The organism is Liquorilactobacillus sp. (genome assembly GCF_047719775.1).
Taxonomy (GTDB): Bacteria; Bacillota; Bacilli; order Lactobacillales; family Lactobacillaceae; genus Liquorilactobacillus.
Genome location: NZ_JBDNTS010000017.1, coordinates 1 through 17,619, shown reverse-complemented (window position 1 = coordinate 17,619; position 17,619 = coordinate 1). Strand labels below are relative to the sequence as shown.

The following is a 17,619-nucleotide window of genomic DNA, read 5'->3' as shown; positions in this document are numbered from 1 at the left end:
TATGGCAAACGGTAAACTTTGGGGTGGACGTTTTTCAAATCAAAGTGCTGCTTGGATAGATGAATTTGGAGCTTCAATCAGCTTTGATCAAGAAATGGCACATGAAGATCTTGCAGGCTCTATCGCGCATGCGCAGATGCTCAAGAAAACCGGGATCATCCCTGCAGAAGATGCTGCTAAAATAATAGCTGGTCTGCAGGATCTTCAAGCAGATTTGCAAAATAATCAGCTTGAGTTCAAGACCTCTTTGGAAGATATTCATATGAATATTGAGACTATTTTGACAGCAAAGATTGGTCCAGTTGCTGGTAAGTTGCATACCGCCAGAAGTCGTAACGACCAAGTTGCCACTGACTTGCATCTCTACTTAAAAAACCGGCTGCCAGAGATTATCGCCGTGCTCCATGACTTGCAAGTCGTTTTGGTAAAAAAAGCTGCTGCAAATGTTGAAACAATTATGCCTGGATATACGCACCTTCAACATGCACAACCCATCTCTTATGCTCATTATTTGCTTGCTTATTATGAGATGTTGCAGCGTGATATCGAACGTTTTGAATTTAATATCAAGCATACTGATATTAATCCGCTTGGTGCAGCCGCTTTAGCAGGGACTACCTTCCCAATCGATCGTGCTTATACTACTGAACTTTTGGATTTTAGTGTACCTTATTCGAATTCACTTGATGCCGTTTCCGACCGAGACTTTGTTTTAGAATTCCTAAGTAACGCTTCAATCCTAATGGTTCATCTGTCACGCTTTTGCGAAGAAATCATTCTCTGGTGCAGTTATGAATTTGGCTATCTAGAATTGGATGATAGTTACTCTACTGGTAGCTCAATCATGCCACAGAAGAAGAATCCTGATATGGCAGAACTTATTCGTGGAAAAAGTGGGCGTGTCTTTGGCCATCTTCAATCTCTTCTAACAACAATGAAGGGCATTCCTCTTGCTTACAACAAAGATATGCAAGAAGATAAAGAAGGTGTTTTTGATACCGTCAAGACACTTATTCCAAGTATTAAAATATTCACTGGAATGATTGAAACGCTTAAAATCAAGCAAGATAAAATGCTGCACGCAACAGAAAGAGATTTTTCAAATGCAACGGAACTTGCAGACTATCTTGCTAGCAAAGGGATGCCTTTCCGCCAAGCACATGGAATTGTTGGCGAATTAGTCTTAGCAGGAATTCAGTCTAATAGAACTTTACAGGAGATTCCGTTTGCAAAACTCAAACAGATTTCGCCATTAATTGAAAAAGATATCTACGATAAGTTAACTTCAAAACAGGCGGTTTCTCGGAGAAATTCATTTGGCGGAACAGGTTTTGCACAAGTAAAAGAACAGGTTGCACTTGCTGCTGAAAAGCTGAATATCACTCTTTAGATACTGTCGACAGTAGACTGGAATTTTATCAGCTTATCCCGTTTTCTCTTCCTACATTTAAGTAAAAATTTTGACTATGTTATAATAAAAGCAAAATAGAGGAACTGAGTCAAAAGTTAAATTTTGATTCAGTTCCTCTATTTATTTCGTACAAATGTGTTTTATAGGTCAAAACTCTCCGTCTAACCTCGAATTAGTACTCAAATTTTCCCGACTTATGGCACACACCTTATTTGCTTTTGCGCATATTTTTACTAAATATTTTAATTTGTTAAACAACTATGTATAATTAGAGTGTATTGATTTGGGGGAGTATCTAAAATGAAAAAAAAGATTTGGTTCATATTACCACTTGTCATCCTGTTAATTGCAGTGTTCGTAGCACCAATCGTTCAGAAAAAAGATTCATGTCAAAAAAACGTAGTAACTAAACATACTGCATCAGCTAAGCAACTAGTTACTACTAGGAAAAAAGCTAAATCTGCTAAGTTAAAGCATGCTGATCCTACTGCGCACTGGACTTCACTTACTAGTCCCGTAAAAATTCCGATTTTGATGTATCACAGTATCTCAGATAAACCAGGAAATTCACTCTGTATCCCACCAGAACAATTTGCCAATCAAATAAAGTGGTTAAAACAAAATCACTATTACATGCTGACACCAACTCAAGCCTACCTTGTCCTCAAGACAAATAAGGTTCCATCAAAAAAGATTGTCTGGGTGACTTTAGATGATGGCTACTTAAATAATTACACTGCGGTTTATCCCGTAATTAAACAGCTAAATGCCAAAGTCACAATCAATATGATAACTGGCTTTTCACAAAATCAGGGAATGCTTACATTGCAAGATTTAAAAACAATGAAAAAAAGTGGCCTCGTCACCATATCAAGCCATACTGTTCATCATGAAGAATTAAACACACTCACCGCTGAACAGCAAAAACAAGAATTAGTTGCATCCAAAGCTTGGCTTGATCGCAACCTTAAGCAAAATACAAATATGATTTGCTATCCCGTTGGCCGCTACAACGACGCCACAGCTATATTGGCTTCTCAAGCAGGTTACAAACTTGGCTTGACAACAACACCAGGTTTTGCCTCAGCTTCACAGGGACTCTTTGCTCTGCACAGATTACGCGTCACTCCTGGCATGTCTAATTATTCTTTTTCACATCTTGTATCCACTTATTAGTCTAAATTACAAGGACGAACTAGGTAAACTTCATCGCAGAATCCTCTGAGACTATTATAAACATGCTGTGCTCTTGATTTCTTTGAGCATAACCCAAAAACGGTTGGTCCACTCCCTGTCATTTGAGCTGCTTCCGCGCCAAAAGCAATCATTTTGGCCTTTATTTTTGCAACCTCAGGAAGCTCCGCAATAGTTAACCCTTCTAAAGTATTCCCCATGGCTTTAAAAAGCCTTGTGGGATTTTTTTCCCTAATTGCTTCAACAACCTCATCCACATTTTGATGGGAAAGTTCTGCATATGATATTTTTTTCAAAATTGTGGGTGTTGACACACTGGCACGCGGCTTTGCGATAACAATCCACATTGGTGTTAATTCTCCCAGTGGGGTTATTATTTCCCCTCTGCCAGTTACCAATGCAGTTTCACTAAATACACAGAAAGGAACATCTGAATCAATTGTTAGTCCGATTTTTGCCATTTCTATTCGTGTTAAGTTCAGTCGCCACATCTTATTTAAGCCCCGTAAGACGGCTGCTGCATCTGCAGAGCCCCCTCCCATTCCAGCCGCAACTGGAATATTTTTCTTTATCTTGATTCGCACTCCTTGATGACCTGCAAATAATTGCTGCATCTTCTTAGCGGCCTGGTATGCTAAATTTCGCTGATCCTGTGGTAAAAATCCTGCATCCGTTTCTACCTGTATGCCTAGTATGTCGCCAGCGGATTCAATCTTGACATAATCAGCCAAATCTACTGCAGTCATGACCATGCGCCACTCTGGACTGCCATCAAGATTACGAAATGGAGTATCCAAAGATAAGTTAATCTTGGCTGGTGCCTTTTCAATTATCTCCATCTTGTCACCTACTCAAATGTTTTAATTCCATTATACTTAAAAATAATGTATCTTGAAAAGCTTTTTTTGCATAAAAAAAAGCCTTGTAATAATCCACAGGCTTGATTCTTAAATCCAAACTTAAGTTATATATTAAACTCCTTCACTAAAATCAAGTTCAATATTTTTTGTGAGGACGTCCGTATAACTATAAGAAACTCTTTCAAAAGCATTTTCTTCTTGATTTAAGTCGACTACGAAAACTGCCGGATAAGTCTCACGTAATATCCCGTGGCGCCTTACCGTTTTCTTTCTACCAGTCTGTGCGACAACAGTTAAGTTCTCTCCGATACAACTATCAAGCTTACTTTTGATTGTAGCTAATGTTAATGGCATTGTCTTCACCTCTCCTGTGAAACAAATTATATCATAGTTTCACAAAAATTGCAATTATACCACAACACATATAATAATTTCAATTAAAAAAACATTATTTTTCAATAATTTTAGCTTCAGATAATTTATTCGTAAGCAAAATAAATTCATCAATACTAAGTCTTTCTGCTCTAATTTGCGGTGAAATCTGCAAATCGGATAAAACCTGCTGCATTTTTTCCTTGATTACAGGTTCTTTCCCATAAATTCCTTGCAGATTATTCCACAGACTCTTACGGCGATGTGCAAAACAACCTTTAACAAGTGCAAAGAACTGTTCCTCTGAATATGGCTTCAGATACTTCTCTTGCAATGGTGTCAGGACAACAATTGCGGAATCAACATTCGGTTGCGGCACAAAAACTGTTCTTGGGACTATAAATGCCGTTTTACACTCCATTTGATACTGAACCCGAGTTGTTAGTGCACCATAATCCTTAGTACCAGGCTGTGCACTTAGGCGATCAGCTACTTCTTTTTGCATCATCACTACAATTGCTGCGAAATTAATTTTTGTAGCCAACAGATGCATGATTATCGGACTAGTAATGTAGTACGGTAAATTGGCAACAACTTTAATTGAATGTTTTCCATCAAAATTATTCTTAATTACTTCTTCTAAGTTCGCTTTCAAAATATCTTGCAAGACAATCTTTACATTATCATATTGGCCTAGTGTCTCAGCTAATACCGATATCAACCGTTCATCAATTTCAAGTGCCAAGACTTGATGAGCTGACTTAGCTATCTGCTCAGTCAACGCACCTATTCCAGGACCAATTTCAATCACATCATCGTCTGCTGAAACATTTCCGGCCGCGACAATCTTATGCAGAATATTAATATCTGTTAGAAAGTTCTGTCCCAAACTCTTTTTGAAGTTAAGGCCATAAGTTTCCATAATTGCACGAGTACGCACTGGTGAAGCAATCTCTGGATTTTCATTTTTCATTTTGTCCATCCCCCATTTCGTCTAATGCATCCTTAAGCTGTCTTGGTGTAATTTGAAACAAGTTAAGCCGATTATATAATTGTTTACCATTTGTATATCCGATTTTCAAAGTTTCTCCCAGTAATGCTCTTTTCTTTTTGGCAGTCGGACCAGCTAATAATCCAAGATCCCATAAATCTTCCCTCGTAATTAATGGTTCAGAATCAGGAACCTCTGTGTACAAATTAGCTAAGGCCTCCCTAATTACCGCAACAGACGCATGTTCTACACCCAGACTTCCCTTTGCACTAGGTGCTGCATCCTTTTTATTCAGGAAAGCATGCTTAACACCAGGAACCTCACGTGTAATAATATTACGGATCTTTTCACCTGAGAAATCAGGGTCGGTAAAAACAATCACCCCTCTGCTTTCTTGCAGCTGTGCGATTTGTTCAATTGTTTCATCACTAATTGCAGAGCCGCGTGTTTCAAGCGTATCTGCATTAACAGCCATTTTGATGCGCTTTGTGTCATCTTTGCCTTCAACAACTAAAACTTCTTTTATTTTTTTCATCTTATACCTAAAATCTCCATTGTATTTTGATACGTCTGCTTTGCCAGAATGCCTGCCTCAATTCCTTTAAGCTGTGCCAAATACTCGACAGTATATCTTACATATCCCGGTTCATTTCGCATTCCTCTGAAAGGAACAGGTGCCAAATACGGTGCATCAGTTTCTACCAAGATCCGATTCAATGGCGTCACCATGAAAGCTTCGCGTACCTCTGCTGCGTTCTTAAATGTGCTAACGCCACTATACGAGAGCTTCATTCCTAAGTCTAAAAACTTCTTAGCCCAGATTGCATCACCATTAAAACTATGCATAATTCCACCAATTGAAGCGACATCCTCATCTTTTAAAATCTGATAAACATCACCAAAAGCATCTCGATTATGAATTGTAACTGGAACATTGAGTTCATGTGCTAGGCGCACTTGCGTACGAAATACATCCTGTTGCTGTTGATGATCAACAGTACAGTGATAGTCAAGTCCAATTTCTCCCAGTACATTCAACTTATCCATCCTGAGATCTTCTTTAATTTGATTAATATATGCTTCATCAAATTTTGCTGCATCTTCTGGATGACATCCGACAGCCCCATAAATTTGTGGGAAAGTCTTGATTAACATTTTTAGCTTTTCTGTACTATTTTTATCATACCCAACAACTAACATTGCTGTGACGTCTAAAGCTGCTGCTCTTTCAATAACATCCGGAATATCATTATCAAACTGTGGCGCGTTTATATGTGTATGTGAATCGAATATTTCCATACTTTCTCCTTTACTAACAAAAAGAAGTCAATCTCACAAAAAATGCGAAAAAGACTCCATTTATGTTTCTAACCAATTAATGAACCATTAGGAATCGCCTCAGAAATAGTTAAAAGTTCAACTTTATCGCCATATTCAGCAGATAACAACATCCCTTGACTCAATTCTCCGCGCATTTTGCGTGGCTGCAGATTAGCAACAATTATAACTTTCTTGCCAACCAATTCTTCTGGTTTGGAATACCACTTAGCAATCCCCGAGAGAATTTGTCTAGGCGCCTGATCACCTGCATCAAGGCTGAATTTAAGTAACTTATCTGCCCCTTCGACATGTGAAACAGCTAAAATCTCAGCTGCTTTGAGCTCAACCTTATCAAATTTATCAAACCGAATTTCTTTCTTTGTTAAATTTAATTCAGGCTTCTCTAAGACATTTTTATCGTCTTCTTGCTTTTGTTTTGCAGCCTCTGCCATTGCTTTTCTACCCTTTGCTTTTTCATTTTTAGTCATTTTGGATTGAATATATGCCACTTCTTCTTCAACATCTAAGCGTGGAAAAATCGGAGTTGCTTTTTTAACAACTCTGGCACCACTTGGTAAATCGGTATAGGAGATATCCTTGATTTCCATATTATTGTGCATCAATCCAAGTTGAGCAAAAATTTCTTTCGGAGCATGTGTTAAAACCGGCTGTAATAAAATAGCGATTATTCTCAAACTAGCTACTAAATGAGCTAATACACTATCTAACTCATTCTTACGCGCTTGATCCTTTGCCAACACCCAAGGCTCGGTCTCGTCAATATACTTATTAGTTCGACTAATAAGTGTCCATACTTCTGCCAAGGCATTCGAGAAATGAACTTCATCCATTTCTTTTTGATAATTTGCAATCATCTGTGTTGCAACTTTTTCTAAGTCTTCATCGAAAGAAGTAACATTGGATCTCAATTCAGGTACAGCTCCATCATCGTATTTATTAATCATTGCAACGGTTCTGTTCAGCAAGTTTCCCAAATCATTTGCCAAATCAAAGTTAATTTTATTCACAAAGTCTTCTGGCGTAAACACTCCATCATTGCCAAACGGTACAGCACGCATCAAATAATAGCGTAGTGCATCCAAACCGTAACGTTCAACCAGCATTTCTGGGTAAACAACATTACCTTTCGACTTAGACATCTTACCATCTTTCATTAATAACCAGCCATGTCCTATCACATGCTTTGGCAATGGTAAATCAAGTGCCATCAAAATGATTGGCCAATAGATTGTATGGAAACGCACAATTTCCTTACCCACCATATGAATATCGGCAGGCCAAAACTTGTTAAATAACTCTTGATTTTCGGTTCCATAACCAAGAGCAGTAATATAGTTACAAAGTGCATCAATCCAAACATAAACAACATGTTTTGGATCACTAGGAACTTTTACTCCCCAGTTAAATGTCGTTCGTGTAATTGCTAAATCTTCCAATCCCGGTTTAATAAAATTATTCAGCATCTCATTTTTTCGCGAAGTTGGGATAATAAAATCAGGGTGTTCATCATAATACTTAACCAAGCGGTCGGCATATTTGCTCATCTTGAAGAAATAACATGCCTCTTTAACGAGTTCAACTTCATGCCCAGACGGTGCTTTGCCGCCAATAACATCCCCAGCTTCATTACGATAAACCTCTGCTAGTTGAGATTCAGTAAAGTATTCCTCATCGGAAACTGAATACCAACCAACGTACTCACCCAAATAAATATCGCCTTTTTCCAAAAGTTTCATAAAAATCTTTTGAATTGCTGACTCATGATAGTCATCTGTTGTTCGAATAAATTTATCATTTGAAATTTCAAGTAATTTCCAAAGCTTTTTAATCTGCGCCGCCATCTCATCAACGTAAGCCTTTGGTGTGACTCCAAGTTCTTCAGCCTTTTGTTCAATTTTAAGTCCATGTTCATCTGTTCCTGTTAAGAAGAAGACATCATAATCTTGTAGTCTCTTGTATCGTGCCATTACATCACATGCAATTGTAGTATAAGAGTTGCCGATATGCAGCTTCCCTGATGGATAGTAGATTGGTGTTGTAATATAGAAACTTTCTCTTGTGCCCATTAATTCAAATCCTTTCGTACGGTCTCACAGTAATTATGACCTATTTCCCCATTTTAAATTGATTGTTAATTATTATAAGTATATCATATTTAATGATATCAAATTTAAAAAATTAAAAATTAACGTTTTAGATATGGAAATTCAAACTTATCAAAAAAGGCCTCAACTTTCATTCCATATAAATCTTTGAAAAACTTATCCGAATCCACAGTGGGAGCGGTAATTACAAACGAGTTTTGCCCATTATACATTCCTAAACCTATATATGCTGGTTTGTCCTGATACACATCATGCATTTGTGAATTTTTAACATTAAAAACCTGGCGAACTTCTAATTTTAACTGTCGTTCACTGATTACGGGTGTCAAAGTGACAAATTCACGTAGATTCATTCCCATCAAGCCAAGATCATCCAAACATTCATCAAACTGTGTAAACACACGAATTATTGCACGATGAAGGCCTTGGACCCCAGCCAAACCTTTTTTTGTTGCTACCTCAAATAATTGTTTTGCCGCACGATAAGCACGTGGATAATCTCGTTCAAAAACATCTGCAACCTTTTGAACTTCTTTTCCAAAAAAGACGAGCGCATCAAATAACTGTACTATTCTTAAAACCATCACATCGTCTATTTCAGCCTCTGGTTCCGGTTCAAGTGTCTCTGTAATTCCCTTCAAGTACAAATCTTGAATCTCTTCGGTGAAAAGCCCCATTTGCCGTTGCATATCATATACATCAAAGTGTAAAACCGTATTGTATAATTCAAACCCAGTCGCGAGAAAATTATTGTCTAAGTTCCGATTCTTAGTAGTCAGGTTAAAAATAATCTCTGGTACATTATTAATTCTAACAAGCAGATGTAACAACTCGTGAGTAAGTGTGTAATCAGGACAAGTGATGTCATCTATTTCGATTATTAGATTTCCTCCACTCAAATATTGTTGGGCTTGATCATGTCTGATAAACCCCGCTTTCTCGTCCTTATAGATAATTTTAATCTCATTTGGAAAGCCAGTTCTCGCTTTTTTTAATAACTCTTTTGTCTGTTCATTCAAGTTAACTTCAGCCATTTTTATCCTTCTTTCGATAATCCGTTAATATTTTCTTGGCACTAGCTATATCTCGTTTATCCGCTTGCAGCATTTTATCAACTAATACAGCTTCTTCTGCCACATTAGCACCTGCTGCTATAACCAATGACTTAAGCTGCAGTCTCATATGACCTTTTTGAATTCCTTCCGACACTAGTGCTAACAAAGCTGCCAGATTTTGTGCTAGTCCTACAGAGACGATAATTTGTTCAAGTTCCCGTGCACTCGTAATCTTCATCAACTTTTGATTCAAGCTAACCAGAGGTACGATTCCAATTGAACCTCCTATAAATCCAACAGGCAGTGGTATCTCTAATTCTCCAACTAAGTAGTCGCCACTTATTTTCCATGTACTCAGGCCTTTGTATTGCCCATTTCTGGCTGCGTATGCGTGTGCGCCACTCTCAATGGCACGCCAATCGTTACCACTTGCCATTACAACTGCATCAATTCCATTCATAATTCCTTTATTATGGGTTGCTGCACGATAAGTATCCAGTTGCGCTACACGACTGGCTTGGACAATTTTTTGTGCAATAATTTCACCTGCAAATCCATTTTTTGATAATAGTTCATACGGAATTTTGCAAGTTGTGCTTGCTAGGCATTCAGTTGCATAATTTGATAAAATCGACATTAGCACTTGTTGCCTTAATACTGCTTCAAGTCTCGCAGCAACAGCTTCTAACATTGTATTAATCATATTAGCACCCATTGCTTCTTGGACATCAATCGCAATATTAAGTACCACTAAATCTTCTGCAAGGATACGCGTCTTCAACCATCGTGTCCCTCCACCACGTTTTTTTAGTGAAGGATGCGCCTGATCAGCCACTACCAAGAGGTCTTTTGTTAATTTCTGAATCTCTATAATCAATTTTGCTGAATCTTCAACACTCTCTAAAATAATCTGTCCAATCATCAATCTTTCACTGGTTTTCGCCAAAAAGCCGCCTGCTTTTGCTATAATCGCTGCTCCATGACTGCTTGCAGCTACTACTGATGGTTCTTCAGTGACCATTGGAACTAGATACCTTTTATTATTTATTAAATAATGGAATGCAATTCCTTCAGGATAGCTATAATCAGTTATATAGTTTTCTATCATCGTATCGCCAAGAGATTTATTGTGGGCAGAATTTTTCAAAATCTGTATTTGTTCTTTTGTCAGTTTTTCATTTTGACTGATATGATTTATACGTTCTTCCCATGACTTTTGATAAAATTTCCCATAATTTTGCATTCCTGATCTCCCTTTATCCTAATATTTTGCACAAAACTTGTTCTTTCATTATATAATAATATCTATCAACACTACAAAGGAGTAACATCTTTTATTATGCATAAAAAAACTTCTATTTCAGTAATTATCATTGGCTTATTGCTCGGTTTATTTTTGCTATTCTTTTTAGTACTTCGTTTTCATGTCACCCAGAGCAACACCCGAGAAAGGTTGACGGTTGCTGTTGTTACTAACTCTGGTGAAAATAAAAAAGTTGTGACTTTCAACAAAAAAGTTGGAACCGCACTTGGAAAAAGAATTAATAAAAAGGTGGTCTTCAAAACCGTAACTGCTGCAACTGCAATGCAGAACAAGCAAAAATATGCTGCAATCATTGGACTATACAAAAAAGCACTAAACAAGCAAGAACGAAAGCATGCATCTGCCTATCTCTATATTCCTAATGAATTAGTATCTCTTAAAAGCAAAGGGCTATCAAACCTAACTGCAACGACAGCAAAAATAGCACTTGTCAAAAATCTTGACTATCCTCAAAGCCTTATTCTTTCAGACATTAAGCTCCATTTTGAGCGCGAATCTTCGGCTGCTGATGCAATCGATTCCGTTATGACAAAAAGAACTAGAGCAGCAATTATCAGCACCATAGACTATACTACGCTGACATCCAAAAATATCGCTTATTTGGAAAATCTGAAGACTAACCAAACAACTCCCTCAATTTCTGCTCAAACCTACTATCTTTATCTCAATAAAGATAGTAGTGTAAAAAAGGCCTTTACTGCATTTCAAGAATCACAAGCACTTGCAAAGCTGTCTTTTAATATTTTAGGGCAAGATTATACAAAACAATAATTACTCTATCTCCAGTATGAGTATCAAATAAGACGTTCATTCAAATAATATAATATTAAAATATAAGGAGTTATAAATCGTTAAACTTCAAGGTTAGACAGGAAACCTTGCCTTGTAGAATACATTTATCAAAATTAGTAAAAGGGAGTTTACCATAAGCGGGAAAGTTAGACGGAGAATTTTGACTTATGAAACACGTTTATACGAAATAAATAGAGGAACTGAATCAAAATTTAACTTTTGACCCAGCCCCCTCATGCTGACAATAATTTTTTACTGTTATCTGCTCAAACAGATGAACTGCAGACTATAATTTCTTCTCGTTGATCATCTCATACAGCAGTCCTTCACGTACTCCACTCTCAGAAAAAATTATCTTCTTACTATTCAAGTGCTCAAACAATACATCAAGTGGCGTCATTCCACCAAGAATTATATCAGAACGTGATTCTTCCATTCCTTTGATATTCAAACGTTCTTCAGTAGAACATTTTAGTAGATTGGTATAAATTTCTTTAAAATCAGCAACAGCCAATTCATAACCATGGATGTTATCTAAGTCCGAATGCCCTTCCTCTGCCCGCTTTATTCGTGCAACGGTCCTATTACATCCTCCTAATAAGACTACCGGCAAGCCTTTTGCCTTGTTCAACCATGGTAATTCGGCAAATAGATTAGCACTAAAGCGCTTGAATATTTTCAAGCTTTCGTCAGATAAAGTACCCTTTCGACAGAATTGCTCACTTAGACTTACCGCACCATAAGGCAAACTAATAGAATGTATTAAACACCGTTTCTTTACTATGGCAAGTTCCATACTTCCGCCACCCATATCCACAATCAAGAAATCTTTGAGCGTCAAAGTTGAAATGACACCTAAATAGTCATAGTAGGACTCATCATTCCCAGATAAAACACGGATTCTTGAACCAGTTAAAGCCAAGATTTCATCAATAAATTTCTGACTATTAGTTGCTTCACGGACTGCTGCTGTTGCAATTGACAATATCTGATAATCCGAATACCCCTGATAGATCCGCTTAAAATTCCTAATTGCTTGAATAGTTCTCTTGATAGCTCCTGCGGATAATTCTTTTCGGCCCTCATTCCCCATTCCCTCAGCAAGTCGCGTTGTTTCCTTCAATCTCTTCACTTCAGCAAATCGATGTTCGTTACCAATTTTTTCCATTTTATTGATTGATAATCGAACTGAATTAGAACCAAAATCAAGAACTACCAAATTTTTCAAACAAATCTCCTCCAACTTCATTCATCATTTGTCAGAACTACTTGAAATAATTAACACCAATTGCGGCTCTAACTTCACTTAAAGTCTGTTCTGCAACCGCATTAGCACGGGCGCTTCCTTCTTTTAGGATATCATACACGGCAGGAATGTCTTTAGCAAATTCTGCACGTCGTTCTCTTATTGGTCCGAATTTTGTCTCCAAAACCTCATTCAAATAACGTTTTATCTTAACGTCCCCTAATCCCCCAGCTTGGTATTCTTGTTTTAATTGTGCAACTTTTTCCTTATCTTTATCAAAGATATCCAAGTACGTGAACACCATATTGCCGTCAATCTTCCCTGGATCCTCCACATGAATATGAGTAGGATCTGTATACATCGACATGACCTTCTTCTTTAAAGTATCTGCATCATCTGAAAGGTAGATGCAGTTGTTTAATGACTTGCTCATTTTTGCGTTGCCATCCAATCCAGGCAATCTGCCAGCTCCCTTTTCAGGGAAAACTCCTTCTGGCTCAACAAGGACCTCTTGTCTATAAATGGTATTAAAACTTCTAACAATTTCACGTGCCTGTTCAATCATTGGTTCCTGGTCATCGCCGACTGGCACTAGATTTGCTTTGAAAGCCGTAATATCTGCTGCTTGACTCACTGGATAAACAAAAAAGCCTGCTGGTATGGAGCGCTCAAAATTCTTCTGCTGAATCTCTGCCTTCACGGTAGGATTTCGTTCCAAGCGAGAGACAGTCACTAAGTTGAGATAATAGGTTGTTAATTCAGCTAAAGCAGGAATTTGTGATTGTATAAAAATAGTTGATTTCGCTGGATCAATTCCAACAGCCAAGTAATCAAGCGCGACCTCGATTAATGACTTGCGGATTTTTTCTGGATCGCGTGCATTGTCTGTAAGTGCCTGCTGATCTGCAATCATGATAAAAGTATTGTAGTCGCCGGTATTTTGTAGTTTAACACGGTTTTTTAATGAGCCGATATAGTGCCCAATATGAAGCTTCCCCGTTGGTCGATCGCCAGTTAAAATTGTTTTTTTCATTGTCAAATTACTCCTTTCAAAATAAAAAATCCCATTGCTAAAAATAGCAATAGGACGTAATTAAGCGCGGTGCCACCTATCTTGCAGTATAAACTGCCTCTCATTACAACATATTTTATTAATTTTATATTCTCCCAGTCCAATTCGTTTGCTTTTGCATCTCTCAGCTAGATAATGCATCTCTGTTATAATCAAACTACTAACCTGATCATCGAATAGTTTCATTTTACCGCAAAGACTTTACTAAAGTCAAAAGCTTCTTACATTGTTGTCTCGTCTTGTTTGTGATAACATTATTCTCTACTAAAGAACAGAAAAGGAGATTCTATTGGATAAAGAAAGAAATTCCGAACAAAAAAGAGTTGATACCATTGTTGCTAAGATTGAGAGCTCACTCACAAAGACTCATCATGAATATAAAAAAGCACGTGCCGAACGTTCATCTGTTGAAAAAAACTATGTTCAGAATGCTAAGATCAATACTTTTGAAGTTGATGATCAAATGGAGACCAACGCTGAGGTACAGCAGCAAAAACAATTAGTTGCAAAAAATGTGGAAACCGAAAAAATTTTAAATAGACAAATTAGCCTCCTATCTGATTTGCGGAACTCACCTTATTTTGGTCGAATAGATATTCATGAAGATGGTGAGCCCTCTCCTGAAACACTTTATATTGGAACGTCTTCTTTCAATGATGAGCAGGGAAATTTTCTAATTTATGATTGGCGCGCACCTATTTCAAGTATCTACTACAACGGTACACTTGGAACTGTCAGCTATACTACCCCGATGGGCAAACAAAGAGCTCAACTTTTGAAAAAGAGACAGTTTAGAATTCAATCTGGGAAAATCACTAATATGTTCGATACCAACGAGACAGTTGGCGACGAACTTTTGCAGGAAATGCTAGGTGAGCAAAGCGATGAATATATGAATAATATCGTATCCACTATTCAAAAGGAACAAAATGATATCATTCGTGATACTACACACGACTTGTTAATTGTCCAAGGTGTTGCTGGCAGTGGTAAAACTTCTGCAATTTTGCAACGTATTGCATTCCTTCTATACCATAGCCGTGCTGACTTAAATGCAGAGCAAATCGTTTTGTTCTCACCCAATCTGCTGTTCAGTCACTATATTTCAGAGGTACTTCCTAGTTTAGGTGAACGGAATATGCGCCAAGTAACTCTTGCCGAATTCTTTGCCCAACGCTTTGAGGGATTAAAGGTTGAAACTCTCTTTGACAAATTCGAAAAAAAGAGTAAGACCTCTGATAACACTGAAATTACCATCAAAGAAGATACTGCTTTTATGCATAAAATCAAAGAATATGTAACGAGACTTGATAATTCACATCTTTTCTTTAATGATTTAATTCTTATTGATCAAGTGATTTTTTCAAGCTCCGAAATCAGACTGTTATATTCCAAGCTACCCGTAGCTCAGCCGCATTATTTGCGACACTTTGAACTTAAAAATATCCTTATTAAAGAACTAAAAAAGAAAATAAAGAAGGAACTAAATGCTCAATGGGTACTCAAAAAAATTGATAGCTTAACTGAAGAAGAATATTATTCGCTCCTAGGGGATTATCAAAGAGGCCGTTTTGAAGATATTGAAGCTGAGGTAACTTATCTTAGTAATAAAATTGTTAGCGCTAAGTTTGAACCAATCTACGAAGCAATCTACAATAATTACTTCATAGATATATATCATCAATATAACGACTTTTTGGAAAAAATATTACCAGATGATGTTGGAACATTCAATAATCAATTAGAATATCACCAAATTCGGCTCGCCGACTGTGCCCCGCTCTTATACCTGCGTGATCAAATAACTGGTGAAGGACAAAATCATTCAATTCAGCATCTTTTTATAGATGAAATGCAGGATTATTCGCTTGCGCAGATGTATTATTTGCATGCAGCCTTCCCAAATGCACACCTCACGCTTTTGGGTGATAGCGAACAAGCATTATTTCATGAGATTCAACCACCGCAGGAATTAATGGAATCACTTAGGCAAACAATTAACCCTAAAAAGGCTAGAATGATTGAACTGAATAAAAGCTATCGTTCAACTTTCGAAATTACTTCGTTTATGAAAGCATTACTACCTGATGGTGATAAGATTCAGGCTTTCACACGGTCAGGTTCATTACCAAAACTAGTACTAACCAATGAATCCGATGCTGTTGCAAAACTCTTATCAGAGGCACAATTGCTACTCAAAAAGAATGAAACAGTTGCTATAATTACAAAGGATATTGCAATGTGTAAAACATTATTGAGTTCTTGCAAGGCTAAAGATGCACCAACACTCATTACAAACAACGACCGCTCACTACCTAAGGGTCTTGTTCTCTTACCTATTTACTTAGCAAAAGGACTTGAGTTTGATGCAGTAATTGTTTTTGAGGTTTCCCAGAATAACTTTGCCGCTAATTCTTCTCGTGGAATTCTCTACACTATCTGTTCAAGAGCTATGCATGATTTAGTCTTAATTAGTGTTAAAGGAGTCTCAAATCTAATAACAACTATTCCTAGTGACCTCTTTGCCATTGAACAGGATATTACATTTAAGCAAAAATAGTTCTTTCATTATTATTAATTTAATTTTGCATTTACTTGTATATTCGATCATAAAAAATGCCCCATAATAATTAGATTTTTTGAGATCTAACTATTATGGGGCACTTCATTTGATGTCTGACTTTGAATTTCTCATAGCAAATTACTCACTGTGTTCGTAATTTAGAGTTAGTACTCAAATTTTTTCAACTTATTTCACATCCTAATCCAATTATATCTATCACTCTTCAGGTCTTGCATTTATTAATACGATATAATATACTATTTGAGTTAGTATTTATTGCCACTTTAGCTCAGCAGGTAGAGCACCACCATGGTAAGGTGGGGGTCACCGGTTCAAATCCGGTAAGTGGCTTATGTTTCTATATTTTAAAAGACTGCAATGGTTTGTTACATTAATGAGGTGCAACGATTTTGGAGCACTTCATACCGCAGTCTTTTTTTGTCTCTATTTGTATAAGTAACTTTTTAGAAAATTTATTTACTATTTTGAGAAGAGCTTCTCTTTTTATTATCGCTATGCCTGATATTATTAAATAATAAATATATCAAAAAGAATGGTGGCGTTAATAGAATGAAAACTTCTTTAAATAATAATAACACAATTGAACAAATCTTAAATATTAGAAGTGCTAACAGCAATGAAGATTTTCAAAAATTATTTTTACAATATCGCCCACTTGTTTTGAATTCAATTAATCGCTATCATTTTAGATTTTATGAAATAGACGATTTGTTGCAAGAGGCACGAATTGTTTGCTACCAGACAGTTTTGGCGTACAACATAGGTGGAAAAATTACATTTGGTAAATTTTATCAACAAAGTTTGCTGAATTGCTTTTGCAGTATCTTACGTAAAGAAAGTGCAACAAAACGTCAGGCAGATAAATTTGCTGAATCTTTTGAAAACATCTTAGAAACACAGGGTGAATACTACTCAAAATCTGCAGTCTCTCATATTTCGCCTGAAAATACAACTATTATTAATGAAGCCATCAACCGGCTACCTTCCTTACTTTCAGACTTTGAATATCATGTTTTTTCGTTGCTCTATTTTAAATATCAATCTCCGGAGGCAATTGCTATTTTACTTAAAGAACCACAAAATAAAGTTAATCGGGCGGTCAATCGTTGTAAAAATAAGTTGACTGAAGAGCTTTTTTAATTCTTTATTAAATACGTTTATTCACACAAAAAAAAGAACTGAGTCAAAAATAGATTTTTGACTCAGTTCTTTCTAATCTGCACGGCAACGACCTATCCTCGCAGGGGGCGATCCCCCAACTACTATCGGCGC

General features: G+C 36.9%; 15 protein-coding genes and 1 tRNA gene. 6 read left to right on the top strand and 10 right to left on the bottom strand.

Annotation, left to right across the window (positions count from 1 at the left end):
- Position 1: 1 nt before the first annotated feature.
- Positions 2-1,390: an argininosuccinate lyase gene (argH, locus tag ABF682_RS09290; protein WP_415619628.1), complete on the top strand. Its 1,389-nt coding sequence runs from the start codon at positions 2-4 to the stop codon at positions 1,388-1,390.
- A gap of 321 nt (positions 1,391-1,711) precedes the next feature.
- Positions 1,712-2,587: a polysaccharide deacetylase family protein gene (locus ABF682_RS09285; RefSeq protein ID WP_415619627.1), complete on the top strand. Its 876-nt coding sequence runs from the start codon at positions 1,712-1,714 to the stop codon at positions 2,585-2,587.
- On the opposite strand, the gene ispE is transcribed toward ABF682_RS09285, so the two are convergent.
- The 8 genes from ispE to ABF682_RS09245 form a co-directional block, all read right to left on the bottom strand.
- Positions 2,584-3,444: a 4-(cytidine 5'-diphospho)-2-C-methyl-D-erythritol kinase gene (gene ispE, locus ABF682_RS09280; protein ID WP_289980384.1), complete on the bottom strand. Its 861-nt coding sequence runs from the start codon at positions 3,442-3,444 to the stop codon at positions 2,584-2,586. The genes ABF682_RS09285 and ispE overlap by 4 nt on opposite strands.
- Positions 3,445-3,576: 132 nt before the next feature.
- Positions 3,577-3,819: a Veg family protein gene (locus ABF682_RS09275; RefSeq protein WP_003687218.1), complete on the bottom strand. Its 243-nt coding sequence runs from the start codon at positions 3,817-3,819 to the stop codon at positions 3,577-3,579.
- 94 nt (positions 3,820-3,913) lie between these two features.
- A complete protein-coding gene (gene rsmA, locus ABF682_RS09270) occupies positions 3,914-4,810 on the bottom strand; it encodes a 16S rRNA (adenine(1518)-N(6)/adenine(1519)-N(6))-dimethyltransferase RsmA (protein WP_289980390.1) in 897 nt (298 codons plus the stop codon).
- Positions 4,800-5,363, bottom strand: coding sequence for a ribonuclease M5 (gene rnmV, locus ABF682_RS09265; protein ID WP_415619626.1), 564 nt, complete (start codon positions 5,361-5,363; stop codon positions 4,800-4,802). Before rnmV ends, rsmA begins: the two co-directional genes overlap by 11 nt.
- Entirely contained in the window at positions 5,360-6,127 is a 768-nt protein-coding gene (locus ABF682_RS09260; protein WP_289980393.1) for a TatD family hydrolase, read from the bottom strand. Before ABF682_RS09260 ends, rnmV begins: the two co-directional genes overlap by 4 nt.
- A 68-nt stretch (positions 6,128-6,195) precedes the next feature.
- On the bottom strand, positions 6,196-8,235 hold the full coding sequence (metG, locus tag ABF682_RS09255; protein ID WP_415619625.1) for a methionine--tRNA ligase: 2,040 nt from the start codon (positions 8,233-8,235) through the stop codon (positions 6,196-6,198).
- A gap of 119 nt (positions 8,236-8,354) precedes the next feature.
- On the bottom strand, positions 8,355-9,308 hold the full coding sequence (locus ABF682_RS09250; protein WP_289980397.1) for an IpaB/EvcA family protein: 954 nt from the start codon (positions 9,306-9,308) through the stop codon (positions 8,355-8,357).
- Complete coding sequence (locus tag ABF682_RS09245) at positions 9,301-10,572, bottom strand: hydroxymethylglutaryl-CoA reductase, degradative (protein WP_415619624.1); 1,272 nt, start codon at positions 10,570-10,572, stop codon at positions 9,301-9,303. Before ABF682_RS09245 ends, ABF682_RS09250 begins: the two co-directional genes overlap by 8 nt.
- A gap of 96 nt (positions 10,573-10,668) precedes the next feature.
- On the opposite strand from ABF682_RS09245, the gene ABF682_RS09240 reads away from it, so the two are divergent.
- Entirely contained in the window at positions 10,669-11,424 is a 756-nt protein-coding gene (locus ABF682_RS09240; RefSeq protein WP_415619623.1) for a hypothetical protein, read from the top strand.
- Positions 11,425-11,731: 307 nt separating this feature from the next.
- On the opposite strand, the gene ABF682_RS09235 is transcribed toward ABF682_RS09240, so the two are convergent.
- Positions 11,732-12,673: a Ppx/GppA family phosphatase gene (locus tag ABF682_RS09235; protein WP_415619622.1), complete on the bottom strand. Its 942-nt coding sequence runs from the start codon at positions 12,671-12,673 to the stop codon at positions 11,732-11,734.
- Between the two features lie 37 nt (positions 12,674-12,710).
- The gene (trpS, locus tag ABF682_RS09230) at positions 12,711-13,724 is read right to left on the bottom strand and encodes a tryptophan--tRNA ligase (RefSeq protein WP_415619621.1); all 1,014 of its coding nucleotides are present in this window, start codon (positions 13,722-13,724) and stop codon (positions 12,711-12,713) included.
- Between the two features lie 328 nt (positions 13,725-14,052).
- On the opposite strand from trpS, the gene helD reads away from it, so the two are divergent.
- The 3 genes from helD (at position 14,053) to ABF682_RS09215 (ending at position 17,487) form a co-directional block, all read left to right on the top strand.
- Positions 14,053-16,323, top strand: a complete 2,271-nt coding sequence (gene helD / locus ABF682_RS09225) for an RNA polymerase recycling motor HelD (protein ID WP_415619620.1) — start codon at positions 14,053-14,055, stop codon at positions 16,321-16,323.
- A 281-nt stretch (positions 16,324-16,604) separates the two neighbouring features.
- Positions 16,605-16,677 (top strand) — tRNA-Thr (locus tag ABF682_RS09220).
- Positions 16,678-16,896: 219 nt separating this feature from the next.
- Positions 16,897-17,487, top strand: a complete 591-nt coding sequence (locus ABF682_RS09215; protein ID WP_289980407.1) for a sigma-70 family RNA polymerase sigma factor — start codon at positions 16,897-16,899, stop codon at positions 17,485-17,487.
- Positions 17,488-17,619: the final 132 nt, after the last annotated feature.